Origin of the sequence: Acinetobacter larvae, assembly GCF_001704115.1 — a bacterium.
GTDB lineage: Bacteria > Pseudomonadota > Gammaproteobacteria > Pseudomonadales > Moraxellaceae > Acinetobacter > Acinetobacter larvae.
This window is the reverse complement of record NZ_CP016895.1, coordinates 2,439,884-2,465,797: the sequence shown is the minus strand read 5'-3', so window position 1 is coordinate 2,465,797 and position 25,914 is coordinate 2,439,884. Positions and strand designations below refer to the sequence as shown.

Genomic DNA, 25,914 nt, shown 5'->3' with positions numbered 1-25,914 from the left:
AATGTATACGATATTAGGCTACTTGTGGCAATACATTACCAACCCCAAAGCGATTATAGCATTGTCCTTATTTGTGGCATTGCTGTCGTCATATAATGTGATTTCTCGGTCTATATTTTGGGCTTTAGCGGCCACGTATGTATTGGGATTGATTTGTTATGGCATCTATTGGTTGATTCAGCGTAGACGCCATGCCAAACAAGGGGAAGAAATCGCTGATGCGATTGAAAAAGAAACCGAAGCCGAATACGGTAAGAGCAAAGATAAAGAAGAATTACAGCTGATTAACCAGCAGATGAAAGAATCTATTCAATTGATTCGAAAGTCCAAGCTTGGTGATAAAAAAGGCAATGCCGCATTATATGAGTTGCCATGGTATATGGTGATTGGTAATCCAGCAGCAGGTAAAAGCTCGGCTATTTATAATTCGGGTTTAAAATTTCCATTTGAAGAAACTCATCAAAAGGTCGTTTCAGCCGGCTTAAGTGGTACGCGCAATTGTGATTGGTTTTTTTCTACGGAAGGGGTATTACTCGACACAGCGGGTCGTTATTCAGTCTATGCCGAAGACCATGATGTTTGGCTGGGATTTTTAAATCTATTAAAGAAAAACAGATCAAAAGCCCCTATTAATGGTTTGATCGTGGTGGTCAGTGTGGCTGAGTTAATCAGTCAAAGCCCAGAAAAATCATTACAGTTGGCTAAAAATTTACGCGCACGGATCCAAGATCTTACCGAGAACTTAGAAGTTTTTGCGCCGGTTTATTTGGTCTTTACCAAAATGGATTTGATTGCAGGTTTTACTGATTTCTTCGAATGTTATGAAGGTCAGGAGTTTGATCAGGTTTGGGGGGCAACTTTAGCCTATGATGCTGAGTCTTCTCATAATGCCGTTGAGTTATTTGAAAAGCATTATAATATTTTGTATGACGGTTTAAAAAGTGTCAGTACCACGCATTTAAGCCGTCGCCATGCGCAGAATATTTCTCCAAGTGTGATGACTTTCCCTTTAGAGTTTAAGACCCTCAAACCGGCATTAAAAAGTTTTGTGGGTACATTATTTGAAGATAATCCATACCAATTTAAACCTGTCTTCCGAGGCTTTTATTTTACCAGTGCTTTACAAGAAGGCATTATTGAAAGCCCAATGACTGAACAAATTGCTCAAGAGTTTCAGTTATCTAAAATTGCAGGTTCAGATCAAGATGCATCACAGCAGTCGATTTCACAGAATCATGGCTATTTCTTAAAAGGCTTATTTTCTGATGTTATTTTAAAAGACAAGAATCTGGTCAAACAACATATTAATCCAGCCAAGAAACGTCAGCGTTATTTAGGTTTTATTGCAACCTTAGTCGGTGTATCGATTGTCTTGGGTGTCTGGGTTTATTCTTATCGCAATAACCAGCAATTGATTGCAGATGTACAAGCAGACTTAAATAAAGTTGTGCAAATGGAACAAAGTTCAGGGGGGCAATTGGCAACCCAATTAGATGCTTTGTTGATTTTACAAAAACGTTTGCAACAATTGGATGCTTTTGCTGAAGATCGTCCTTTAAAACTATCTTTTGGTTTATACCAAGGGAATAAACTGCGTGAAAAACTCCGTGCGGAGTATTTAAATGGTGTAAAACAAATTGTTTTACAACCGACACAACAAAATATTGCTCAGTACTTATTGCGTGTGAAGAATAATGAGGAAACGCTCAAAGCGAACCATGTCAATGTGGAGATTAAACAAAGCTCTAGCACACAAGCCCAGCAACAATATTTTGAACCTTCAGATAGTAATCCTCAAGATGCTTATAATGCGCTCAAAGCATATTTAATGTTGAGCAATCCACAGTATATGGATTCAAGCCATTTGAGTGATCAAGTCACTAAATTCTGGCGTACTTGGTTAGAAGCCAATGCCGGTCAAATGCCACGTGGCGATATGATTCAAAAAGCAGAGCAAGTCTTAAGCTATGCCATGACTTTAGCCAATGATCCACAGTTCCCTAGTTTGCCCGCCGATGCACAATTGGTTGATCAAACACGTCAGGTCTTAGTGGCTGTGGTGCGTGGTATGCCTGCACGCGATCGTGTGTATAACGAAATTAAAATGCGTGCTGCTGTACGTTATCCAGCGGTAACGGTTGCGCAAATTGTCGGTGAGCAAAATAAGAGTTTTGTTTTGGGTGGCTATGCTTTACCGGGGATTTTCACCCAAAAAGCTTGGGATGAGTATGTGGCACAAGCCATTGATGAGGCAGCCAATCAGCCCACCGATAGCAAAGATTGGGTCTTAAATACCACACAATCTGATGATTTGACTTTTAGTGGTAGTCCCGATCAAATTCGTAAGCAACTGACTCAGCTTTATAAACAAAACTATATTGCTGAATGGAAAAAATTCTTAAGTGCTGTGCATTATGCCAAAGGTGCCGATTTTAAAACTGAAGCCAATATTATCGATAATCTGGGTGAGCCACAAAATTCTCCGATTCGTATTTTTATGGATCGTGTGGCGAAAGAAACCAGTTGGGATAATCCAGTTGTACAAGCCGAATTGGCAGCCCCACAAACGGGCTTTGTGGCTTGGTTTAAACGCAAAGTCTTAAGACAAGGCAATGACGTCGCTGTCAATCGGGCAATGACACAAGCTCAAGGTGCTATTTCTCAAGAGTTTTCGGTATTTTATCAATTGGTGCGCAAACGTGATGATCAGCAGAATAAATCATTATTAGATGAATATCTCAGCAAGCTCGCACAGGTGCGGAGTAAGTTTAATGATTTAAAAAATGCAGGTGACTTTGGTCCAAATGCATTGCTTTTGGTCAAACAAACCATTAATGATCAAAACTCAGTATTCAATGAAACGCAAAAAATAGTTGATGAAAAACTATTGGTTGGGCTCAATGGTACTGATCAGCAAACGGTACAAAAGCTTTTAGTCAGTCCCTTGACCCAAGCCTTTGATACGCTATTGGTGCCAGCACAAGATGAAATTAATAAATTATGGGTGATGCAGGCGTATCAACCCTTTACACAAAATTTGAGCCAAAAATATCCATTTAACTCCTCTGCGACGATTCAGGCCAATGCTGCCGAAATTGGTCAGATTTTTGGTGAAAATGGTAGTATCGCGCGTTTTGTCAAAGATGTACTAGATCCACTGGTGATCCGTCGTGGCTATACCTTGTCCTCGAAAACGTGGAAAGATTTGGGTATTGGGTTAAGTCCAGATTTTGTGAGCAATTTCCAACGTTATGTGGCACCAGCCAATGGCGTGGCTACCGGTGAGCTCAATCAAACTCAAGCACCAGCTGCTAGTAATCAGTCGAATTTCCAGTTCTTCCCATTGCCGAACCCGAAATTGCTGTCTTATACCATGGATATCGACGGTCAACGTTTAGTCTATGAAAATGGTGTGCAACAATGGGTGAATTTCGTATGGCCAAACCCGAGTGCGATTCCGGGCGTACGTATCACTGCCGTGGACTTAGAAGGGCAAACGCATACGATTTTTGAAGCACCGGGTGAATACGGTATCAATAAACTGATTGATTCTGCACAACGCAAACAGCAGAGTGGTGGTTTTGAAATGACTTGGGCTAGTGCCAAAGATCCATCCTTATTTGTGAAAACCAATTTCCGTTTGATTAGTGGCAATAGTGGTGGCGCAGTTGGGGCTGGTCGTGGCTATAGTAGCTTACAGTTAGTCGATAAAGTCGTCATGAATAAAGTTACCCGTGTGGTCGCTGCACAAAAAGCGCCTGCAACTGCGGCACCGCAGTCAGCAGCGCCGAGCCCTTAAAGGTGCATTATAAATCTGCAACAACAGTATGGTGTTTGTACACCATACTGCCGATAGTCAAAGCCTGCTGTGCAGAGGATGTATTATGCAACGAATAAAATCTACACCACTTTATTTTGGTAAAAGCCCAGCACGTGGCGATTTCTTAAAGAGCCAAGGGCAATATGCATTGATTCAGGTGATTGATCAGTGGATTACGGAAGCACTTGAACAAGCCATGCAACATATAACATTTGACGATGCCTATCAAACACTTCCAGCATTAGACTTTTTTATTGGCAACCCACAAGAACCATTATTTTTAGTCGCCAATTTGATTAGCAGTCATGATAGTTCTGGTCGACGTTTTCCCATGGTATTAGGGCACTTATTGGAAGTTCAGCAGCCGCTGCAAAATTTACAATATGCGCCTTATATTTATAAGTTGGTTCTCATCGATTTATTTCAAAAAAATAGAAATATTCGAAATATAGACAATGCCGAAATCTTATTGGAAAAGCTCAACCAACTTGGGCAAGAAATTGATGCTTTTAGTGTGATGGAAAGTAGTGCATTCTTTGAAAACCACACCATGCATTCTTTTTCACAATTATTAAAAATCAGTCCCTATGCCTTGGCACAAAGTTTAATTGGTTTAGGTTTATTATTACAGCCAGTCATTCAGCATGGTACTTCAAAACTCAATAAGGTTTTGATTTTACCTGTCAATAATCCCAATTATTGTTATGAAATCGCCGCATTTTGGGTGAGCTTGATTGGTGGTTTTTTAGAATATCAAAATGCTGAGGTTTTGGTGGGTTTACTGCATGCGGAGTCGCCAGTATTGCTATTTGGTTTTCAAGGAGCGGATATTGCAGCATTGAGTGATATTTTTATTCAAGATCTCAGTCATGAGCGTTGGGTCTCGCTTTTAAATGCGCAATGGGTCGATCCCTATTTAGAGCAAAATGCTGGGCTTGCAGCATTAGAACAGTCTTTGTGTGAAAGACAATTGAGCTTGAAGCAAGCCATAAAATTATTTAGACAAACATTTATAGATGGTTGAATGACAAGATGAATAAAATGAAAACCGTACTGCTAAAAAGTTTATTTGCCGCCATTGGGCTGGGTTTTAGTTTATACACCATGGCACAACCGATTGTGGTCGAAGGGGTAGTGCCGAATGAGGCGAGTAAACAAGTGATCTTGACCAAGATGCGTGCTGTCTATGGCAATGATCAAGTTGTCGATAAAATTCAGGTCAAAGCAGTCGCCGCGCCCAATGGTTGGAGTGAGTCGGTGACGCAAGTCATTACGCCCGATTTAAAAAAAGTGAGTCAAGGTAAACTGTCGGTGCGCGGTACACAAGTTGAGTTAAGCGGTAAAATGTCAAACCCAGCCGAGATTCAACCAACAACAGCCGCCTTTCAAACCTTGGTGCAAGCGCCATATCGTTTTAATGCCCAGCTTTCTGTTAATCAAGCAGAACAGAAAATCGTTGATGATGCACTGAAGAACCGTATTATTGAGTTTGAATCTGGTAGTGCAATCCTGACTGCAACAGGTACTCAGATTTTGGATGAAATGGCGCTTGCACTCAATAGAGTCCAAGGTAAAAGCGTGAAAATTATTGGGCATACCGACAGTTCAGGGGTGCCACAAAAGAATTTGCAATTAAGTTTGGAACGTGCGGAAGCAGTAAAAAAATATTTGATAGGCAAAAATATTCCAGCAGAAAGACTCAGTACAACCGGTTTGGGATCAGAAAAACCAGTTGCTGATAATGCCACTGCCGAAGGTCGTAAGAAAAACCGTCGTATTGAATTTGAAGTATTATAATCTTTAAGGAGAATGCAATGACACAGCCTTATATTACTGTGGGTTGCCCAACTACAGGTGGCGGGGTGGTGATTACAGGTGATAGTCATTTCTTAATTGATGGTGTTGCCGTTGCTTGTGTTGGGGATAAAGCCATTTGTCCTTTACATAAGACGGTGGCATCGATAGTGAGTGGCGATACGCATATGTTGGTAATGGGTAAAGCTGCCGCCCGTGTTAATGATTCATTGTCCTGCGGTTGTAAATTATTGCCTAAACAAGCCTTGGTGGTCGGGGACAATTAAAGCCAGCAGCACTTGAAATAGAGCAGCGCCAGCATTTTGGGGAGCATAACGGTTTTATCAACGTCAAGCGCAAAGATTTGTATTGCATAAAAAGCATGCACAGCTTAGGATCAACAGTCGCATGCGTAAGTCGCAATTTTCCCAGTAAGTACGTTCTAAGTATTTAATTTTAAAATCATTAATCAAAAGATTTTCTATGTATCAAATCATTGCTCAATTTTGTGGTGGCGTGGGGATATTCCTGATCGGAATGACTTTAATGACCGATAGTCTTAAAGCCTTAGCTGGTGGAACGCTGAAATCATGGTTAACCCGTTTTACTCGCACGCCCTTAAAGGCTGCTGGGTCAGGTTTGGGGCTAACTTTAATCATGCATTCATCCACCGCCACGATTTTAGCAACCATTGGTTTTGTCAGTGCTGGGGTATTAAATTTTAGTCAGGCCATTGGCGTAGTGATCGGTGCCAATATCGGCACCACCAGTACCGGCTGGTTGGTGGCTTTATTGGGGGTAAAGTTTTCCATCGGCACTATTGCCTTACCTATCATTGGCTTAGGCGCCATCATGAAATTGCTGCTCAAGGGTAAAGCCGGTTTACTCGGTTTTGCCTTGGCGGGTTTTGGCTTGATGTTTTATGGGATTGATTTATTGCAAGTGGCCATGGCCGGCGTTGCCACACAAGTCGATTTTTCGGTATTCGGTTATGCCACGCTTTGGGCACAATTAATATTGGTTTTAATCGGCGTCATCATGACGGTGCTCCTGCAATCTTCTACCGCCGCCATTACCACCACATTAGCCGCATTGGCAACGGGGGCAATTGATCTACATCAGTCTTTGCTTTTGGTCATCGGACAAAACGTGGGGGCGGTGAGTATTATTTTATTGTCAGTTGTTGGCGCATCGATGAATGCTAAACGAACCGCCGTTGCCAACGTCTTTTTTAACTTGGTCTGTGCTGTCTTAGCCTTTGTGATATTGCTGCCGCTATTTTTATGGTGGGCGACTGTAGATACCGCATGGGGGCATATCGATGATGTAATCTTAGTGGCGGCATTTCATACTGCATTTAGTAGTTTTGGCGCATTGTTTTTCTTACCTTTTATTCAACAACTCCAACATGTGATTGTACGATTATTGCCGAGCCATGAACCGGAGATTCTCAGTTATTTGGATCAAGCGAGTTTTTCTGTACCCGGTCTAGCGATTTCATCAGCGCAACATGTCATCTATGCGGCACTGGGGCAAATTTTTGAGTTATTGCATGATGCCTTACAAAATGGGCATTTGCCCAGTCAAAGCCAATTACAACAGCTGGACGATATCATTCAGCAATTGGAAACTTATCTCGATAAAATCCCTGTTTCAGATAATTTAAATGATCGACAACGTTTAATTGCACTACTGCGTATTATGGTTTATGTGCGTGTGTTAAGAAATGACTTAGAACAGATTAATCGGGTGGTATTGCTTCGCACGATGCCTTTTATTCACCAAGTCGCCTTGGATTATATGTACATTTTGGACAGCCATTATAAGGTAATCCAGCAATTTAATAGCATTGAGAAAATGCAGAGTTTACAGATTGAGCTGAAAAACTTAAAAACATGGCAAAGCCAACATCGTGATGAACTGCGGCAGAAGATTATGGATTATGCCGGTACGCATCAGTTAAGTGCCGCCACCAGCTTAGAGTTATTAGCCGCGCAACGTTGGTTAGAACGACTGATTGCCCATTCACAGCGCTTGGCCAATGTGTTAGATGAAAATGCCAACATCTTGAAACAAGAAGCGATTGAACCATCGACAGATGTAAATACACAAGATCCTGTCGTGCCAGACATGAGCCAGCAGCCTTAAACGTTCCCAGTTTTAAGCTAACTTGGTTTAAAGTTAAACCAGCTTTAAGTTAACTCGGCTTAACGCTAACTCAGTTTTAAGCTAACTCGGCTTAACGCTAACCCAGTTTTAGCTTAATCCGTCATATACTAGATCGGTCTAAACGCTATCTATGCATAGCAACAGCCACCGATCAAGCATATGATTTCAGACTTGATCAGTGGTTGATGTGAGTGACGTTTAGTTCATCAATGGGGGTATTACTGGGGATGAATCATTAAAAAGCCCAAGTTAATTTCAATAAACTGCTATGACCTTTGGGGCGATTTTCAACGGCGGTTTCAGTCAGATATTTGGCTTCTAAAGCCCAGTTTTTATCTTGATATTGAATAGCCGGTCCTATTGCAAATACTTGCCCTCGATGACCAATCGATTCCCCTTGGACTTTATCAGAGCGAGTTTGTTTAAAGGCATAGCCTTCGACAGCAATTTTGACATGTTCATGCACGCGAAAACCTAGACTATAATCACCAGCAAAATATTCACCCGATTTATAATCTGTTTTGTCATTTTCACTATTAAAGCTATACGACAATTTGGTAGAAAGATCCAATCCATTTGGATGTAAATAACTATAAGCCAAAATAGGGCGCAGGGTATTATAGTTCTTAGCAATATTGGCGACGACTTGTTGCGGGGCAGGTGCCTGATATTCACCCGTTGCTAATACAGTTTCTAAAGCCCCAATCCAGTGATGATGACCCTGATGCCAGCCGAGCATTGTGCCCAAAACCACATCACCCAAAGCCGTGTCATGGTCCGTCGTGCCGTTGACAGCTAATCTGAGATGAACCATGGGCTGTGCGGCATAAAAGCCCAATTGACCGCCCAGCACTTTTTGTTCAGTGACCCAGATGAGGCGTGGAATCACCGCATTAACATCTAGTTTAAATTGTTCAGGTCCTTGGTCATAATGATCTGCCTGATAGTTTTGATAATAGCTTAGTAAATACACACCGGCAGGCGGAAGTGCACCAGCCATTAAGCCTTCAGCGCCCAAGGCAAAGGAATCGGAACCACTTTCTGTCGCCCATAATGAATTGCTGGCAAATAACATGCTGGCGAACATCACAGTATAAAAACTTTTCTTGTTCATAGAATATCCTATTCAAATTGAGTTAAATGACATCCGCTGTGTCTGATGTCATCGCATGACAGCATGTCCTTGCTGTCATGGTTCATGGTGGTGGAGCTGCGATTTTCCGGGCAGAATTTTGCGCTAAGGCATCGCAATGTCTTTGCTTCAAGTTCAGTTGATCACGCTTTGGGATGTTTAAACTTACCTAGAGTAAGTTACTCACCTATATGTGTTTAAACAAGGCTGAACGAGATTGACCACTGGCACCGTCCGCAGCACTGAGGAAGCGTTCAGTATGAATATCTTTTTCAAATAATCGACTTTGCATGAGGGTGGAAATTGCTGCATCAATCATGACTGGCGGACCACATAAATACGCTTTATGACCGGCACAACGGTGTTCAAAATAATCAGCAACGGCTTCATGCACATAACCTTGAAAACCAGACCATTGGTCTTCGGCTTGCGCCGCATTTAATGCGGGGATATAACGGAAATTGGGATAATCTTTGACCCATTGTTCAAACAATTCACGGTTATAAAGCTCAGATAAATCACGTGCACCTTGGAATAAATAAATGGTGCGACGATCACCTGCTTGTAGCAGATCTAAAATCATCGATTGTGGGCTAGACAAACCTGATCCACCTGCAATGAAAATCACATCTTGCGTATCGGATTTACGCACAAAGAATTGTCCATAAGGACCAGAAATATTTAAATTTTCACCAAGCTGTAATTGTTCATGTACATAGCCTGTTGCTACCCCATCGACGACTTTACGAATATGCAGTTCCACAATCCCGTGCTCACTCGGCGCATTGGCAATGGAAAAGGCGCGGGTGCCTTCAATGCCGGGGAATTGTACATTGATGTATTGTCCAGCTTGGAATGCGATACTGCGGTCGAGTTGTAGACGCACGCCTTTAATCGTAGGCGATAAGTCTTTGATCTCAATAACTGTAGCTTGATAATCTTCAACCAAATAGCCTAAGAAATCTGGGTCCTCATCGACATCGGCTTCGATGACCATATCGGATTCAGGTTTACAGCAACAAGCCAAAACCTTATTCTCATCGCGTTCAATATCCATTAAGGCAAAAGGCGAAGCTTCACCAAAATCAAAAAAGCCGTCAGTGACTTGGACTTTGCAGGTGCCACAGGTGCCATGACCACAGGCAAAGGGCAGCCATACACCTTGACGTAAGGCTGCATCTAAAATGGTTTGATCTTCTTCCACCTCAATGGTGGTACCGAGTGGTTCAATGGTGACTTGATAGCGCATATCACACCTCCAGATTAGACATTGCAGCCGTAGCCACGAAGGCCTGGCGTTTTAAAACGAATAAGTGATTTATGTGCAACACCTAAATCCGCTAAGTGTTGTGTGGCATGGGGCTGGATGCTCTTGCCATCGAGGCTATATTGCACCTGATCCCAATCGATCTGTGTAAATTCTGGGTGTTGTGAAAAAGCCGCGCTTAGATTTTGGCTTATAAAATCGGCAAAACTTTGTTCCGGTGAAACCAGCATGGCTTGTGCCGAACAAAATAAAGTATGCTCATCCCAGCCCACATAAATGAGTAAGTTGTCGCCATAGTTTTGTTGCAGATCCATTGCTGCAAATTGGTAATGATCATGAATTGCACGTACTGGCATGTTATTTCTCCTGATCAGTCGGCAGAGACATGGGACTGACTCTGCCGCACTGCTGTAATCGTCCTATTGGATAAACGCTTTGCTGAAAGCGAGGCTTTTGGAACGAAGCTTTTGATAAATGAAGCTTTTGTTGAGCTTGAAGTGATAAGGGCTATGGCGATGTGCTAAGCCGTTTCACCTTTCCATTTTCTCCAGCGTTGTTGGTCGGGTGAGCCTTCGATGTCCATATTGTCTGCCCCCACATTCATGCGGTAGTAGTCGCGTAACATGGTTTCTAAGTCTGGACCGCCACAATTGCCTTGCAAAATTTGGTTTACAGGTAACCATGCTTGTATGTATTTTTCGGGCTCGCGTTCAAAGATGTCATGACAGCCATCGGAGCAGGTGTGATAACGCTCACCTTGGTAGATACTGTGACGATAGCTAAACTGGGTTTGATCGCCGTCCATTTCAGTGAAGGTCATTGGAATTTGACAGATTTGGCAGAGATGCGGCAGACCTGCGTTATAGAAACGCTTGCCTTCAGCTTCCATTTTGCGTGCCATTTCCCATTTTGGACGATAATACTTGTCGAAAGTATCTGGGTATTTTTCTGATAACCAATCCATTTCTTCGTCTGTCGGAATCCAAGTATGGAAACCAGCGGCATGACCATAGTTGTAGAAAATCCACCATGCTTGATGTGAAACATGTTCTTTTTCTTTATCAATCACTTCAGAGTATTTCGGCATACGAATACCATAACGGCTTAGGTCTTTAAACAAGGCACCACCCGCTTGTTCAAAATACACTTCCCACGCTTCTTTCCATGACATCACTTTGTTGGGCAACATATAATCCATCATCATGCCAACAATGGACAATAAGCGCGTGCCACGCCAGAACCATTTGTCAATCCACTCTTGCACGATTGGCACGTTATCTTCATGCTGTTCTAACAGGAATTTTACGATCTCTAGCCCCAAGGTCATGTGGCGTGCTTCATCTGATTGCGCACTAAAACCAAAGGTCACAGTTGCCATATCGCCGTTATACGCTGCACCCGACATAAAGGGCACAAAGAGTAAGTTGGTGAGGACGTATTCAAAAGCAAAACTAATGGCTAATAAAAACTCAAATGGTCCTGCGGAACGCGCATCTTCAAAGAAAGATTTAGGAACAGACAAATACCATACGCGGTCATGCATATGTGCCCAGTCTTGGAAACCATCAAAGAACTTGTTGTAATGGCTCATGGCATGGATTTGCGTTTGCACATGGCGCAGTTCATCGATGGACTGCATTTGTGAAGCAATGCGTGCACCAATACCACTAAACTGCCGTCCTACATGAGCATAGCCTTGATATGCTTGATATTCCAATGGCGTTACTGCCGTGAGGAACAATTTGATGGCATTGAGATAGCGCTCATTGGAGACATTCATTTGCCCATTATTTTGTGCAAAAGCATCAAAAATGGCATAGAGTTTTTTCTCTTTTTCCGCTTGATATTTCCAATAAGCATCCATGGTCAAACGGAATGGATCTTCCCATTTTGACCAATCGGTAATTTTAATGCCTTCGAACTCTTCATAAGGGAACGCATCCTTACGATCGATATAAGAAAAGTCCCAGTCCAAATCACGGGTGAGGGCACGATAGCGCTCTTTGGCGTTTAGTTTTTTTTGCGTATTAACCTGTGAATTCATAGCGAATCATCCTTAAATTTTAATCCATTGCCGTCATTGCTAGCACATCGCGACTTGATTGCAGCGTATGGTTCAGCAACTGCCGCTGAGCAATGACTGCTTCATACAGCGCGTTCAGCAAAAGCTCAACACAAAAGCTCAACAAAAGTGTTGGCGCGTTGCAATGTTACGATGTGCTTTGCTCGTTCCAGTGCAGTCGGAAGCTTTCATCATCTTCTTCGACGTTGCCACCGAGCGTAATCATATTGAGTTGTAAGGATTGTATGTCCCAGTCCTGCCCGAGTTTTTCGCCAACAGTCGCGGCATTAATCACTAGATCATGGCTGCTTTCGACTCGGATCATGGCAGGCAGGTATTGAATCTCAGCGTCAGGGTTATCTTCTTCAATTGCTTCGATGATGTAACGTGAGACATCATTATCTTGTAAGGCTAAATAAACTTTAGACATGCGACTACTCCTTAAGCTGCGGTCACTGTGGCGGTATCAATTCCGAGTTTTTGTGCGCGTTGTAACACGGCTTGCTCAGCTAGATCGACGGCATCTGCGGTCAATGCCTGTGCAGCCCATGGGCGAAAAGCTTCTTTGACCGGTGTTAAGTATTCAGCCAACCATTGACCCAATAACTGTTTATTGTATTCAGACTCTGCTGCAGCAGTTTTTAAGACAAGATCAGACCATTTACGTAAATCGTTGAGGCTATCTTGCATAAACTCAGTGAGCATCGCGATATCACGGGCTTGATGCTCAACCAAGTATTGGTCAAATTGTTGATAGACCAAGACGTTCAGAAAGCCATCGATGAGCAAGTTTTGCAGCACAAATAATTTAAAATAGTCTTGTTCTAATAAGCTTTTTTCACATAACTGGCGTAGCCCTTGCCATGCATCATCTTGCATCCAAGCAGTTTTGGCTTCGTTCAGTGCGGTTGCGCTATTGCCATCAAGTGCTAAACCAATACGTGATAAATATTGCGCCATACCGAGACGATCCATGGCGGCAAAAATACAGGCTTGGGTCAGTACTGTGCCGTAGCCATAAGCACTGCCTGACATCATGTGCAGATTGGCAGTTTGCTCGACATGACGAAAGGGCAAGAGTAGCTGAATGACTTTCTGTTTTACGGCATCACTGATATGTGCGGCTAAGCCCCGTTTTTCAAAAAAGGCAAAGTTACTTTCAGCGCTATCTTGCAAACGGGCACGATGTTGTACATAGGTACCATAATAAAACTGACGTGGGTCCTTAAATGCATACCAATCCTGCATTTGCAGTGCAGTATGGGTTTTATCATTTAAGGTTTTTTCTGGTTTCCATAAGGGGCGATAATGAAAGTTGGCAGCACCTTGTATATCAAAGCTCACTTCCTGATAGCGTGTTGCAGGCTTATTGCCGAAGCGTCGTTCGATATAAGCATAGCTATTGCGTATCGGGGCAATATTGGCGGTTTTGATTTCTAAAGTCATGGCTAGCTCCTTAAGCAATTAAAGTTGATCATCTTGATCAAAGGTATAACGTGTCGCACCCACAAGCGTATTTTCAATGCCATATCGCCATTTATCCTCTTCAGCATCATTGATGGCCTGTTGTTGCTCAGTCATTGCAACAACTTGGTTTGTCTCACAAAATTGGCGGAAGGCTTGTTGTGGTAACACCAGCTCGACATACAAGGTCGGATCGTGGATGGCAAAATCAAATTCGACAAATTCCGCATCGAGATCGCCAGTCACGCGAATGTATTTGGTCATAGGGGCTGTGTTCAGTTTTTCCATCATGTTTACTCCACTCAAAATTCCATTTTGGGATGGTGTCTCTACTAGGCTTATTACAAAAGCTGTGCCAACTTTTATATTTTTATATAAATCAATTGTTTATTAATTTTTAGTAAAATGGTTGGTTTTTGATTTTCATGTTTTTATGAAATAACAGCACTGACTTCATAGTCAATTTCATGATTTGATGAAATACGCAAAAACTCAATTCAGCGCTGTGCTGCGGCAAAAAACATCTGCAGATCAAAAAAATAAAACCAACTAAAACAATAAGATATATTTTTTTGCTTTTGTCGTGTCGACATCTATGCTTAACATAAGCAAATCACTTGATTTTTCGAGTAATTTAAACGCAAGCTATACGCAGTGTCAGAGCAGATCGCCATGACCCGATAGCGCTTGTGTGGAGATCAAGTATTGTGTTGAGATCAAGCATGTTGCCAGATCACTCGACATCAGTGATGTTGTACTGTGTTGCGCAAGCTTGTCGCTGTACAGGGCAATAGGACAAAGCTGGCACATGATGTGCCAATAAAAATTTGTCAATCACAGCAAAACGCGTAGCAGAATGGAAGAGATCTGTGAGCAAAAGTCTGCTGCATGCGCACAACAAGGAAGGGAATAATAGATTGCATATGGCTAGAGTAAAATACGATACCACGAGACAAGATAGCGATCATCCGCAAGTGCAGGATCTGTTATCAAAAATAAATTTTGATACCAAACATGGGCAAATTTGGTTTGACGAATACCGTATGGTGCTGATGCATACCAGTATTATCGGCTATTTACGCAAAGATTTGGCACAGATGATTGGCTTAGAACGAACCAAGCGTTTTTTTATTCGGTTAGGCTATCAGGCCGGCATGAAGGATGCCGAAGTCACCACCAAAATGCGTCCCAATTTAAATGAATATGATGCATTTATGGCTGGACCGCAAATGCATGGTATTCGTGGCATGGTACAAGTAGAAGCCAATCAACTCGAACTGGATTATCAACAAAAGAAATTTTATGCCGATCTTAATTGGTTAAATTCTTTTGAAGCCGATGCGCATATTGAGCATTTTGGCATGAGTGATGAACCCTCTTGCTGGATGTTGTTGGGCTATGCTTGTGGCTATAGTAGTTTTGCGACGGGGATGACCATTATCTATAAAGAAGTCGAGTGCAAAAGCGCGGGTCATGCGCATTGTCGTATTATCGGTAAACCCTTAGAACAATGGGAAAATGCAGAGCAGCTGATTCAGTTTTTATCGCCAGAGCCATTAGAACAAGAGCTCATCGCATTACAGTCTGAATTACGTGCGCTGAAAAAATGTATTTATACTGACAGTGACACCGACTACAACATGTTTCATTCAGTGGGACAGTCCGCAGCCTATAAACAAGTCTGTCATCTTTTGACCAAAGCCGCAGGTTCTAAAGTTTCTATTTTATTACAAGGTGAAACCGGGGTCGGCAAAGAAGCTTTTGCGCGTGGTGTGCACCAGCATAGTCAGCGCCGTCAGCAAGCCTTTGTCGCAGTAAACTGCGCAGCCATTCCCCAGGAGTTGATAGAATCAGAATTATTTGGTGTTGAAAAAGGGGCTTTTACTGGAGCGCATCAATCACGCTTAGGTAAATTTGAGCGCGCCAATGGCGGAACTATTTTTTTAGATGAAGTCATTGAGTTATCACCTCGTGCGCAGGCGGCTTTATTACGTATTTTACAAGAAGGTGAGTTTGAGCGGGTTGGTGATTGTCAAACTCGCACACTCGATGTGCGTGTGGTTACAGCCAGCAATGAAGACTTAGAACAAGCCGTTAAAGCAGGGCGTTTCCGTGCCGATTTATATTACCGTTTAAATATTTTTCCCGTGCAAATACCACCTTTACGTGAACGCCGTGAAGATATTCCATTGTTAGTCGATTATTTCTTAGAACGTTTTGAAAATATGTACGGTAAATCTATACAAGGGCTGAGTGAAAAAACCAAAGCTTTTATGCAAAGTTATACATGGCCTGGCAATATTCGAGAATTGGAAAATCTATTAGAACGGGCAGTACTGCTGACAGATGATCAACAGCTGATTAAATTAAGTGCTTTCTTCCCGCAGTTTAAACAAGACCCAGAACAGCTCGAGCAAGGTCTCAATTATGAATCGGTATTACAAACGGGTTTTTGTTTGGAATCACATGAACAACAGCTGATTAAGACGGCAATGCAGAAGGCAAAAAATAATATCTCAGAAGCTGCACGTATTTTAGGGATCACCCGAGCGGCTTTAGACTATCGTTTAAAAAAATATCAAAACCAAAGTGTATAACGCTGCACTTTAGCGGATGAGGTATAGAATGCAATAGAAAGTCAATACGTGATCAAACCTTGATTGAATATTATAAAAACCTCGGAGCAATGCTCGCTCAGTGCCTCAGGCCGAGTATTGGTACTTATTGGTCATATACTCGGTCATATGAGTTTAGTCTGGGTGCATCAGTTGTTTTGAGCATGTGAACGAAGATTTTAGATGAAAGCATTGTTGTGAAACTAAAGCTAAAAGCTGGTTTTATTGGATTGTGTAAAGTATTTTATTGTAAAGGTATGGTTAAATATAAACAATATTACCTTGAACAAGTAATCATACAATCAGCTGTTTGCAGATGGGCTGCTATGAAAAAGAATGAGGACGATGTCTGGCATCGTTTTAGCAGCAATTTTTGCATATTCTGGAATACTTTATTTTTAAAATAATCATTTAATATCATATTTTTAATATTAAATTTAGTTGATTTTTTACTCGGCATAGCTGAGCATTTTAGCAACTTATTTTTTAGAAGTATGGATCATTTTTTAACATGATTTTTAAGTTTTTAAAGCTTGTTTTTGCATGTTTAGTGAATTGACTGGATTAACTTTTTTATTAAATTTTTGTAATTGTTTAACAATTTTAATGTCGATTTTTTTTTAAGACTGTTTACTATCTCGAAATTCATAATTATTAAGTGAGTAAAAAAATGATGGGTTTATCAATTGGGCATATTATTTTATTTGCAATTGTCATTTTACTAATTTTTGGCACCGCCAAATTAAAGAACTTTGGTAAAGACGTTGGTGGCGCGGTGAAAGATTTTAAAAAAGCCGTTAAAGACGACGAGAAGGATTCAGAAGTAAAATAATACTTGGGTGAGTTTCGATGTTTGACGTTGGTTTTGGTGAAATATTTTTCTTAGGCATCATTGCAATTATTGTGCTGGGTCCAGAAAAGTTACCAGAAGTCCTAAGATATATTGCCAAGTTAAAAAGAAAATTCGATATTTTAAAAAATGACTTAAATAATTCTCTTCAAAAAGAGTTGGAGCTCAACCAGCTTAAACATGAAGTGAATGCCGAAATGAGTAATTTGAGAATATTAGAAAAAAAGTTAGATCTTTATCTTAAAAATATTACTGCCGAAGAAATCCCAGAGCAAAAATATTATCCGGTAGAGCATTTTGTAACGCCTATACCATTTAACGCGAAGTTTATTCTCGATCATCTCATGTCATGGCCATGTTTTGAGGTGCAATCCTCAACATCATCAAAGCATAGATCAAAGCATAGATCGGATAATAATAGAGAGTAATGCAACATGCATAATTCACAGGATATGGCTAGCAAAAATACTGCTGCAAAAGATCATGGCTTTGTTTTTTACTTTTCGGAAATAAGGCGGCACTTAATTCATATTGTTATATTTTTTGCTATTATTTTTATAGCATTAGCACCTTTTTCCAAGCATTTATATAATTTTTTGACGATTCCCTTACAAGCGAAATTGCCTTTAAATTCGCATATGATTGCTACCGATATAACATCGACATTTGTAGCACCATTTAAGTTAATATTTTTTATTAGCTTTATTGCTTTGATCCCTTTTATTTTTTATAAAATTTATTATTTCCTCAATACTGCACTGTATAAGAATGAAAAAAAAGCTTTGCAAATCTTTTTTGTCGTCAGTGTTGTGCTGTTTTATTTGGGCGTTTTAGTTGGTTATATATTTGTATTGCCGCAAGTTTTGAATTTCTTTTTGGGCATTGCACCAGATGCCGTGACGCCTATGACTGACATTAATAAATATTTAATGTTCTGTATAAAGTTATTTATTGTGATTGGCTTTATTTTTCAGCTGCCTCTCATGACGGTGCTTGCCATTTATTTTAATATGATCGAACTGGATAAATTAAAACAAAAACGTCGCTTTGTCATCGTGGCTTGCTTCTTTATTGCGATGTTTATTACCCCCCCTGATATTTTTTCTATGGCCGTTGCTGGCAGCTTTATGTATCTATTATTTGAGCTGGGCTTATTGCTGGCAAGCTTGTTTACAAAGCGACATAATGTTAACTAATTCACATAAAAATTACAGAATTGTTAGACAATTCACATTAATTTTTTAATAAAACATCGGTATATTTAAAAAAGCTTAATAATTTAGTATTGGGCTAAATGAAAAATTTTAAAACGAAACGAGAGGTAAACAACATGAGTTTAGTAGAATTAAAGCAAGAAGAAATTGATGAAGTTTCAGGTGCTGGTACATTACTTGGTGACGGTATCATTACTGTGGTAAATGGCTTTAACAAATTCTTAAACAGCCCTTTAATCTCATCTGTTGGTGTTACATTCAGCGGTATTGGTTTGGGTCGCGTACATCAACTCGCTGATACAACTGGTTTAATCGCTTCAAAAGCCGGTATTGCTTTAGGTCGTGCTTTAGGTGGTGATATTCCTGAAACTCAGAATCATTACGAAAAAGAAAAAGGTGAGGGGCAATATACATTCTTGCCACGATGGATTTTCCGTTGATTTTGTGCTTTATAAAATCTTTGTAATTTAAAAGATAAAGAAGTGTTCTACGGCACTTCTTTATCTAATAAAAATCAAATAGGTTTCTTATAAATATGAATGACAATAAAGTACTCGACGCGTCAAAACGTGATTTTTTAAAAACAATGGGAAGTATTGCAGCAGTGGGTGCAGTCAGCACCTGGGTTCCGACCCAAAAAGCTGAGGCTTGGTTTTTTTTGCCTAAAGATCGAATTGCAAATTTTCCGTCAAATATCACTTTATTTAAACAACGCTATGAAAACTGGTCTGGTGAGTCTCGTTATGAAGATGCTTGGACTGCTCGACCTAGAAATCAAGAGCAAGTACTGCGCATTATTAATTGGGCTGCAGAGAATGGTTATAAGGTCAGACCTAAAGGGATGTCTCATAACTGGTCACCATTAATGTTGAATGATCAGGATAAAAAAACCAAAATACTTTTGGTTGATATGCCGACGTATATCAATAAGATTTCTATTAATAGTAAAGGGATTGTAACGGCAGAAGCTGGTATTCAAATGGAAGCCTTGCTAAAAGCCATGGAAAATAGAGGACGTGGTTTTGTTGCAACGCCAGCACCAGGTGATTTAACCTTAGGTGGTGTACTTGCCATCAATGGGCACGGCACGGCAGTACCGGCAAAAGGCGAAAGAAAAACAGAAGGTCAAACTTACGGTTCAATTAGTAATCTGGTTGTTTCGATTACAGCCGCTGTATATGACCAGCAACAACGTAAATATGTTGCAAAAACTTTTTATCGAAATGAACCCGATATTCGCGCATTTTTAGTAAATTTAGGGCGAGCATTTGTTTTATCTGCACAATTACAAACATCAAAAAATCAATATCTCAGATGTCAAAGTATATTTAATGTTCACCAAAAAGAATTATTTGCACCTAATGCAAAATCAGGTCGCACATTTTCTCATTTTTTAGATCAGTCTGGACGCGTTGAAGCGATTTGGTTTCCATTTACCGACTATCCATGGATTAAAATCTGGTCTATTACACCAAACCGACCTTTAACATCACGTATAGCGACCCATGCTTTTAACTATTGGTTTGCTGAAAACATTCCAAAATCTGTCTTAGATTTAATTAAAAAAATCGTGATAGATAAAAGCACCTATCTCACACCATCTTTTGGGAGTTTCCAATATAAAATTTCTAAACGTGGTGTAGAGGGATCTATTTTTTCTGGTATTTCAACTCTCTTGACCAATGGTCGTGTATCTACGCAAACCTATGATTTATGGGGGCCATCTAAAAATACCTTGTTATATGTCAAACCATCAACATTGCGTGTGACGGCAAATGGTTATGCGGTATTAACATCTCGTGCCAATGTACAACGTGTTATTGCAGACTTTTGTACCGAGTATCAAGTACGCGTGAAAAAATATCAAAGAATGAACCGTTATCCTATGAATGGACCGGTTGAAATCCGTGTAACCGGTTTAGACCAGCCGAACGAGTCGGTTATTCCAAATGCGCAAACACCGGCATTATCTGCAATTAAACCTTGTCCAGATCATCCGGAATGGGATTGTGCAGTTTGGTTTGATATTTTGACCTTACCTGGTACACCTTATGCTGAACAGTTTTATGCAGAAATTGAGGCATGGATGTCGCAGCATTATCAAGGTGATTGTTTAATGCGTCCTGAATGGTCAAAGGGCTGGGGATATTCAAATACGAAAGCTTGGGATAGTCGTTATTATTTTGAGCAAGAGTTACCACGTGTTCATGCACAAGGGCAACATGTAGATTTAACAATTCAGTCTGCTGCAAAAGTATTAAAACAATATGATCCTCTTGATTTATTTACCTCACCATTAATCAATAAAATACTTAAGTATTGATATCGTGCTATATCCGTTATTTTTGAATCAAGATGAAATAAATCAAGACAAAATAATGGATAGAGCCGAGGTAGCATGTGTTTTAAGTGTATATGCGGATAAGTGCTTAATAGATTTTGTGTCAGAAAATCTAAGTTATTTCATTATTATTTATCCGCGAGCTTAAATTTTATGACGCTGTTGTACATTAAAATAAGTTTATAAATTTTATTATGTCTAAACCATTATTTAGAAAAAAGGCAGTTGATGCTCAAAAGTCGAAATGGATTGGAGAAGTTATACTGATCCGTCCTTTTTCTTTTGCTGTGTTGACTTTGTGCGTTGGGGTTATTTCTTGTGCCATTACCCTATTTTTATTTTTTGGTAGTTATACCAAAAGAACCACTGTGCAAGGGCAGTTAATGCCAAATACCGGATTAGTTCGAGTATTCACGACAGATGGGGGGATTGTCGATAAAAAATTCATAGAAGATGGGCAACATGTAAACAAAGGTGATCCACTCTATGCTGTACGCATGACACGTTATAGTTCAGCAGGTAATTATAATGCTTCAGTTGAACAGCAAATTCAGTTAAAGCGTGAAACCCTAGATATCGAAAAAGATAAACTGAAAGATATGCATAGGAATAATTATGAACAAATGCTCGCTGAAATTTCTGCGTTAAAATTAGAAGTAGATAAAGTCCATACTTTAATTCAACAACAACGACAACGTTTGGCACTTGCTCAACAAAATGTCAATCGATATCAGGAATTACGTAATAAAGATTATATTTCTGTAGAAGAATTTCAACTGAAGCAAGACACTTATTTAAATCAAAAGTTAAGCTTGCAAAGTTATGAGCGTGATTTAATTTCGAAAAAATCTGAGTTAGAAAATAAACAGATTTTACTGAAAAGTTTATCGAGTAAATTAGACAATGATTTAGCTGGTGTTGATCGTCAGATTGCAGCCAATCAACAAGAATCGATTGAAAATAATGCACGTGATCAATTAATTATTAAAGCAAATGCTTCAGGTTTAGTCACTTCTAGTAATGCGCAAATTGGTCAGCAAATTAATCCAAGCACAGCTTTATTAAATATTGTACCAGATGGTTCAATATTGGAAGCTCATCTTTATATTCCAAGTTCTGCTATTGGTTTTATTAAAGTCAATCAACCGGTTAAATTGCGTTTTCAAGCTTATCCTTATCAAAAATTTGGTCAAGCTCAAGGGAAAATAACCGCTATTTCTGCAACGACTGTGAACCCTCAAGAGTTAAGTACGATTGGGGAGTTGCCGAGTACTTTGCATAGTAATGAACCTGTTTATGTGGTTAAGGTGCATTTGAATCAACAAAATATGTACGCATACGGGGAAAAGAAAGCCTTGAAGGTGGGAATGGTTTTCGATGCAGATATTTTGCAAGAAACAAGAAAGTTATATGAATGGGTGCTTGAACCGTTATATAGCATCACTGGCAAATTATAAAACACTTAAAAATATAGAAGCAGACTTATGCAAATATTAGATAAATTATCTTTTGGTTTTGGGCGAAAAGCTCCAGTCATTTTACAAACTGAAGCGACAGAATGCGGTTTGGCATGTATTGCCATGATTGCCCATTATTATGGTTATGAATCTGATTTATTAACACTCAGAAGGCGTTTTTCTGTATCACAAAAAGGCAGTAATCTGAATCAACTGATTAAGATCAGCAATCAGTTAAAATTGGTTACACGACCTTTAAAATTAGAATTAGAAGATATAGATCAGCTTAAAACGCCTTGTATTTTACATTGGGATTTTAATCATTTTGTCGTTTTAGAAAGTGTTTCTGGTCAGAAAGCTACAATTCTTGATCCGGCATTTGGTAAAAGAGTTCTGAGTTTCGATGAAATTTCGGAGCATTTTACCGGCGTTGCTTTAGAGTTATGGCCGAATACTGATTTTGAAAAAAAACAAGAAAAAAACCAAATTGAATTGCGAAGTTTTATTGGGCATGTACGTGGTTTATGGAAATCATTGGGGCAGATTTTAATTCTTGCACTGGCATTAGAAATTTTTTCATTGATTAGCCCGTTTTTTATGCAATGGGTAATTGACCACGTGATTGTTTCTGCAGATCGCGATCTCTTAACCGTACTGGCTATTGGCTTTTGTATTTTGATGCTATTGCAGCAATTTATTGGTTTATTGCGCTCATGGATCATGATGTATATGAGTACGCATTTAAATGTGCAATGGCGTGCCAATGTCTTTCAACATTTAATCAATGTTCCCGTCTCTTATTTTGAGCGTCGTTCATTAGGCGATGTGGTTTCTCGATTTGGTTCTGTCGATAGCATTCAGCGGACATTAACATCTACTTTTTTAGAGGCAATTTTAGATGGTCTTATGACGATCTTTACGCTTATTCTGATGTTCGTGTACAGCCCAAAATTAGCATGGATTGCGATTATTACCATGTGTATTTACGCCCTAATTCGTTGGATTTGGTATACCCCTTTAAAGCGTGCGACTGAAGCTGAAATTATTCATGCAGCGAAACAAAGCAGCCATTTTATGGAAACCGTACGTGGTGCGAAAACAATTAAACTTTTTCAGCGCCAAGACTTAAGACGTTCAACATGGTTGGGATTATTGGTCAATCAAGTGAATGCTGGTTTAACAACGCAGAAGCTCGGTTTAGGTTTTCGTCTGGCAAATGGCGTGTTGTTTGGTATTCAAAATATTTTGATTGTATGGCTGGGGGCAACTCTAGTTTTGGAAGGTAATTTTACAGTTGGTGTGTTCATGGCATTTATGGCCTATAAAGGTCAATTTGATGGGCGTGTTGCGGGTCTTATAGATAAATTCATTGAAGTAAAAATGCTGCAAATTGATGTAGAGCGTTTATCTGACATTGTATTAACTGAACCTGAGAAACTATATGCAGAAACTGATCATCATGATTTTTCAGATGTAGAAAATGCTATTGAAGTGTCCAATTTATCTTTTAAATATTCTGAAAATGATCCCATGATTTTAAAAGATCTAAGTTTTAAAATTCCAATGAATCAGTCGGTCGCAATTGTTGGTCCAACAGGCTGTGGTAAAACTACATTATTACATATCTTATTGGGCGTATTTCATCAATCTAAAGGTGAAATAAAAGTTATGGGGCACGATTTGGATCAATGGGGATTAAATTCAATTCGTGAACAAATCGGGACGGTACTCCAAGATGATATTTTGTTTGCCGGATCAATCGCTGAGAATATTTGCTTTTTTGATACTAGCCCACAACAAGAATGGATGCAGCAGTGTGCCGAAATTGCTTCGATTCATCAGGACATTTTAAAAATGCCTATGGGATACCAAACTCTGGTTGGGGATATTGGTAATATGCTCTCAGGCGGGCAGAAACAGCGTATTTTGTTAGCACGTGCATTATATAAAAAACCGAAGATTCTTTTTATGGATGAAGCAACCAGCCATTTAGATGTGCAAAAAGAGCAAGAGGTCAATCATAAACTGAAACAACTCAATATTACCAAGATTCTAATTGCGCATCGTCCTGAAACAATTGCATCAGCAGAGCGCGTGATTGCCTTACAAGATGGATTAATTGTTGAAGATGTCTTGCTTAAGGATATTCGACCAATATGAATATATTCAATCAATATATTGCGTCCTTAGCAATTTCATTGGCACTTTTCAATAGTTCATTACAGGCACAAAGCGAATTCGCTTTAAACAATCATTCTGTTGATCATTTATTGGTGACTCAAGAGGCTAAGATTCCAGTGCATACAACAGATGCATCTCTTGGTGTTGCTGGGCAACAGCCACTCAGAAATCAAATTGGTGTGATGAATTGTTTAAGTCAGCCTACACTGGCTGCTACAAAAACTTTGGAATTAATTCAAGCTATTGAAAAAGCAGTATGTTTTAGCCCAGAGACCAATAGTGCTTGGGTGCAAACCAAAATACAAGCGGCTCAACTTGCTATCAGTAAATCAAGCTATTATCCACAACTTTCTACTAATGCAAATTATGATTGGGGTAAAGACAACTATCAGGTTAAAGACAGAAGTGAGTTAAGTTATGATACCAATACGCGGCGTTTTGCTATTACGCTTCAAGCAAATTGGTTGCTATATGATTTTGGTACACGTAAAGCGCAAGTTGATGAAGCGAATAAGTTATTAGCAACTTCGCTGGCCTTACAGAACCAAGTATTACAGGAAGTGATTTTAAAAACGATTACTGCCTATTATGAGGTTATTCAATACGAGTTAAAACAAGAAAACCTTAAACAGTTAGTTGCCATTGCCCAGAAAAATTACGACATTGCTCATGCCCGTTATCGGGCGGGTGCTGGAATTAAATCTGATGCATTGCAAATGCAAGCAAATTTAGCGAAAGCACAATCCAGCTTAACGCAATTAAATGGCGAGTTGAATATTGCCAAAGGAAATTTAGCCATTTTAATGGGTGAACCTGCATATCAGGACTTTAAAACCAATAATAAGGTAAATATTCCTACATTATTAAATTTGCGCAGCATTCAAGATTTATTGAATGAATCCTTGCAGGTCAATCCAAAACTAAAAGCTGCACAGTTAGCAGTTGAAGCAGCGCAAGCAAAAGTGCGTGCTACAAAAAGATCGCAATATCCTGCGATTTCTCTGCTAAGCAATATGAGTCATTCAAAGCAGTTAGGTGAAAGTCCATTTGCAAATGATACGCAAAGAATACAAGCTGGTATTCAAGTTAGTTTTCCAGTTTTTGATGGCTTTAATCAGAAATACCAGATTCGTTCTGCGCAAGAAAATTTAAAATTAAAACAATTGGAAGAAGATCAATTAAAACTGCAAACCCATGCCGATATCTGGAAAAGCTATAATCAATTGCAAGCCATGCATGATAATTTAATTGCATTAAAAAGCTTAAATGAAAGTGCCAGTCAAGCTTTTGAAGTGACGCAAGGACGTTATAAAGCTGGTGTAGGCAACTTAGTCGAAGTGATTAATGCACAAAATATGTATATTGAAGCGCGGTTAAATTTTTCCACTGCTTTGACTGAGTTTTTAATCATTCGTTTTCAGCTTTTGGCAAATATCGGCAACTTAAATCTATGGGATGAATAGACAATATGCTGGGACCCTCTTGTTTGGTAGAAAACCCTTTTTTACAGGCTACAAAATTTTGGGGGCTTTCAGCACAGGCGAACCG

20 protein-coding genes and 1 pseudogene are annotated in these 25,914 nt (G+C 39.8%); 14 read left to right on the top strand and 7 right to left on the bottom strand.

Annotated elements, in window-relative coordinates:
• Position 1: 1 nt before the first annotated feature.
• The 5 genes from tssM to BFG52_RS11030 all read left to right on the top strand — a co-directional run bounded on the left by tssM (position 2) and on the right by BFG52_RS11030 (position 7,762).
• Positions 2-3,799 (top strand): type VI secretion system membrane subunit TssM, encoded by a 3,798-nt coding sequence (tssM, locus tag BFG52_RS11050; RefSeq protein ID WP_067556046.1) that lies wholly within the window; start codon positions 2-4, stop codon positions 3,797-3,799.
• Between the two features lie 85 nt (positions 3,800-3,884).
• Positions 3,885-4,844 carry a type VI secretion system-associated protein TagF gene (tagF, locus tag BFG52_RS11045; protein WP_067556043.1) on the top strand — a complete coding sequence of 320 codons (960 nt, stop codon included), beginning with the start codon at positions 3,885-3,887 and terminating at the stop codon, positions 4,842-4,844.
• A 17-nt stretch (positions 4,845-4,861) separates the two neighbouring features.
• Positions 4,862-5,617: an OmpA family protein gene (locus BFG52_RS11040; RefSeq protein ID WP_099092670.1), complete on the top strand. Its 756-nt coding sequence runs from the start codon at positions 4,862-4,864 to the stop codon at positions 5,615-5,617.
• Positions 5,618-5,634: 17 nt separating this feature from the next.
• Entirely contained in the window at positions 5,635-5,901 is a 267-nt protein-coding gene (locus BFG52_RS11035) for a PAAR domain-containing protein (RefSeq protein ID WP_067556037.1), read from the top strand.
• Between the two features lie 196 nt (positions 5,902-6,097).
• Complete coding sequence (locus tag BFG52_RS11030; protein ID WP_067556034.1) at positions 6,098-7,762, top strand: Na/Pi cotransporter family protein; 1,665 nt, start codon at positions 6,098-6,100, stop codon at positions 7,760-7,762.
• A gap of 256 nt (positions 7,763-8,018) precedes the next feature.
• On the opposite strand, the gene BFG52_RS11025 is transcribed toward BFG52_RS11030, so the two are convergent.
• The 7 genes from BFG52_RS11025 to BFG52_RS10995 all read right to left on the bottom strand — a co-directional run bounded on the left by BFG52_RS11025 (position 8,019) and on the right by BFG52_RS10995 (position 13,999).
• Positions 8,019-8,870, bottom strand: a complete 852-nt coding sequence (locus BFG52_RS11025) for a SphA family protein (protein ID WP_407639251.1) — start codon at positions 8,868-8,870, stop codon at positions 8,019-8,021.
• 232 nt (positions 8,871-9,102) lie between these two features.
• Positions 9,103-10,164 carry an NADH:ubiquinone reductase (Na(+)-transporting) subunit F gene (locus BFG52_RS11020; RefSeq protein WP_067556028.1) on the bottom strand — a complete coding sequence of 354 codons (1,062 nt, stop codon included), beginning with the start codon at positions 10,162-10,164 and terminating at the stop codon, positions 9,103-9,105.
• A gap of 14 nt (positions 10,165-10,178) precedes the next feature.
• Positions 10,179-10,538 (bottom strand): phenol hydroxylase subunit P4, encoded by a 360-nt coding sequence (locus BFG52_RS11015; RefSeq protein WP_067556025.1) that lies wholly within the window; start codon positions 10,536-10,538, stop codon positions 10,179-10,181.
• A 164-nt stretch (positions 10,539-10,702) separates the two neighbouring features.
• The gene (locus tag BFG52_RS11010; RefSeq protein WP_067556021.1) at positions 10,703-12,226 is read right to left on the bottom strand and encodes an aromatic/alkene/methane monooxygenase hydroxylase/oxygenase subunit alpha; all 1,524 of its coding nucleotides are present in this window, start codon (positions 12,224-12,226) and stop codon (positions 10,703-10,705) included.
• Positions 12,227-12,392: 166 nt separating this feature from the next.
• A complete protein-coding gene (locus tag BFG52_RS11005) occupies positions 12,393-12,674 on the bottom strand; it encodes an MmoB/DmpM family protein (RefSeq protein ID WP_067556018.1) in 282 nt (93 codons plus the stop codon).
• A gap of 11 nt (positions 12,675-12,685) precedes the next feature.
• A complete protein-coding gene (locus BFG52_RS11000; RefSeq protein WP_067556016.1) occupies positions 12,686-13,690 on the bottom strand; it encodes an aromatic/alkene monooxygenase hydroxylase subunit beta in 1,005 nt (334 codons plus the stop codon).
• 18 nt (positions 13,691-13,708) lie between these two features.
• Positions 13,709-13,999 carry a phenol hydroxylase subunit gene (locus BFG52_RS10995; RefSeq protein ID WP_067556013.1) on the bottom strand — a complete coding sequence of 97 codons (291 nt, stop codon included), beginning with the start codon at positions 13,997-13,999 and terminating at the stop codon, positions 13,709-13,711.
• 632 nt (positions 14,000-14,631) lie between these two features.
• Between BFG52_RS10995 and mobR the strand changes: the two genes are divergently transcribed.
• From mobR to BFG52_RS10950, 9 genes and pseudogenes are all read left to right on the top strand, one after another.
• Positions 14,632-16,305 (top strand): phenol degradation transcriptional regulator MobR, encoded by a 1,674-nt coding sequence (gene mobR, locus BFG52_RS10990; protein WP_067556010.1) that lies wholly within the window; start codon positions 14,632-14,634, stop codon positions 16,303-16,305.
• 688 nt (positions 16,306-16,993) lie between these two features.
• Positions 16,994-17,140 (top strand): annotated as a pseudogene (gene tatA, locus BFG52_RS16655) (twin-arginine translocase TatA/TatE family subunit); the annotation flags it as partial.
• A 32-nt stretch (positions 17,141-17,172) separates the two neighbouring features.
• Positions 17,173-17,601, top strand: coding sequence for a Sec-independent protein translocase protein TatB (gene tatB, locus BFG52_RS10980; protein WP_067556004.1), 429 nt, complete (start codon positions 17,173-17,175; stop codon positions 17,599-17,601).
• Between the two features lie 24 nt (positions 17,602-17,625).
• Positions 17,626-18,369, top strand: coding sequence for a twin-arginine translocase subunit TatC (gene tatC, locus BFG52_RS10975; RefSeq protein WP_099092669.1), 744 nt, complete (start codon positions 17,626-17,628; stop codon positions 18,367-18,369).
• A 134-nt stretch (positions 18,370-18,503) separates the two neighbouring features.
• Positions 18,504-18,827, top strand: a complete 324-nt coding sequence (locus BFG52_RS10970) for a hypothetical protein (RefSeq protein ID WP_067555999.1) — start codon at positions 18,504-18,506, stop codon at positions 18,825-18,827.
• Positions 18,828-18,922: 95 nt separating this feature from the next.
• Positions 18,923-20,710, top strand: coding sequence for a cholesterol oxidase substrate-binding domain-containing protein (locus BFG52_RS10965; RefSeq protein WP_067555996.1), 1,788 nt, complete (start codon positions 18,923-18,925; stop codon positions 20,708-20,710).
• Between the two features lie 212 nt (positions 20,711-20,922).
• The gene (locus BFG52_RS10960; RefSeq protein ID WP_067555993.1) at positions 20,923-22,185 is read left to right on the top strand and encodes an HlyD family secretion protein; all 1,263 of its coding nucleotides are present in this window, start codon (positions 20,923-20,925) and stop codon (positions 22,183-22,185) included.
• A gap of 27 nt (positions 22,186-22,212) precedes the next feature.
• Positions 22,213-24,345, top strand: coding sequence for a peptidase domain-containing ABC transporter (locus BFG52_RS10955; RefSeq protein ID WP_067555990.1), 2,133 nt, complete (start codon positions 22,213-22,215; stop codon positions 24,343-24,345).
• Entirely contained in the window at positions 24,342-25,829 is a 1,488-nt protein-coding gene (locus tag BFG52_RS10950) for a TolC family protein (protein ID WP_067555987.1), read from the top strand. Before BFG52_RS10955 ends, BFG52_RS10950 begins: the two co-directional genes overlap by 4 nt.
• The last annotated feature ends 85 nt before the right edge of the window (positions 25,830-25,914 follow it).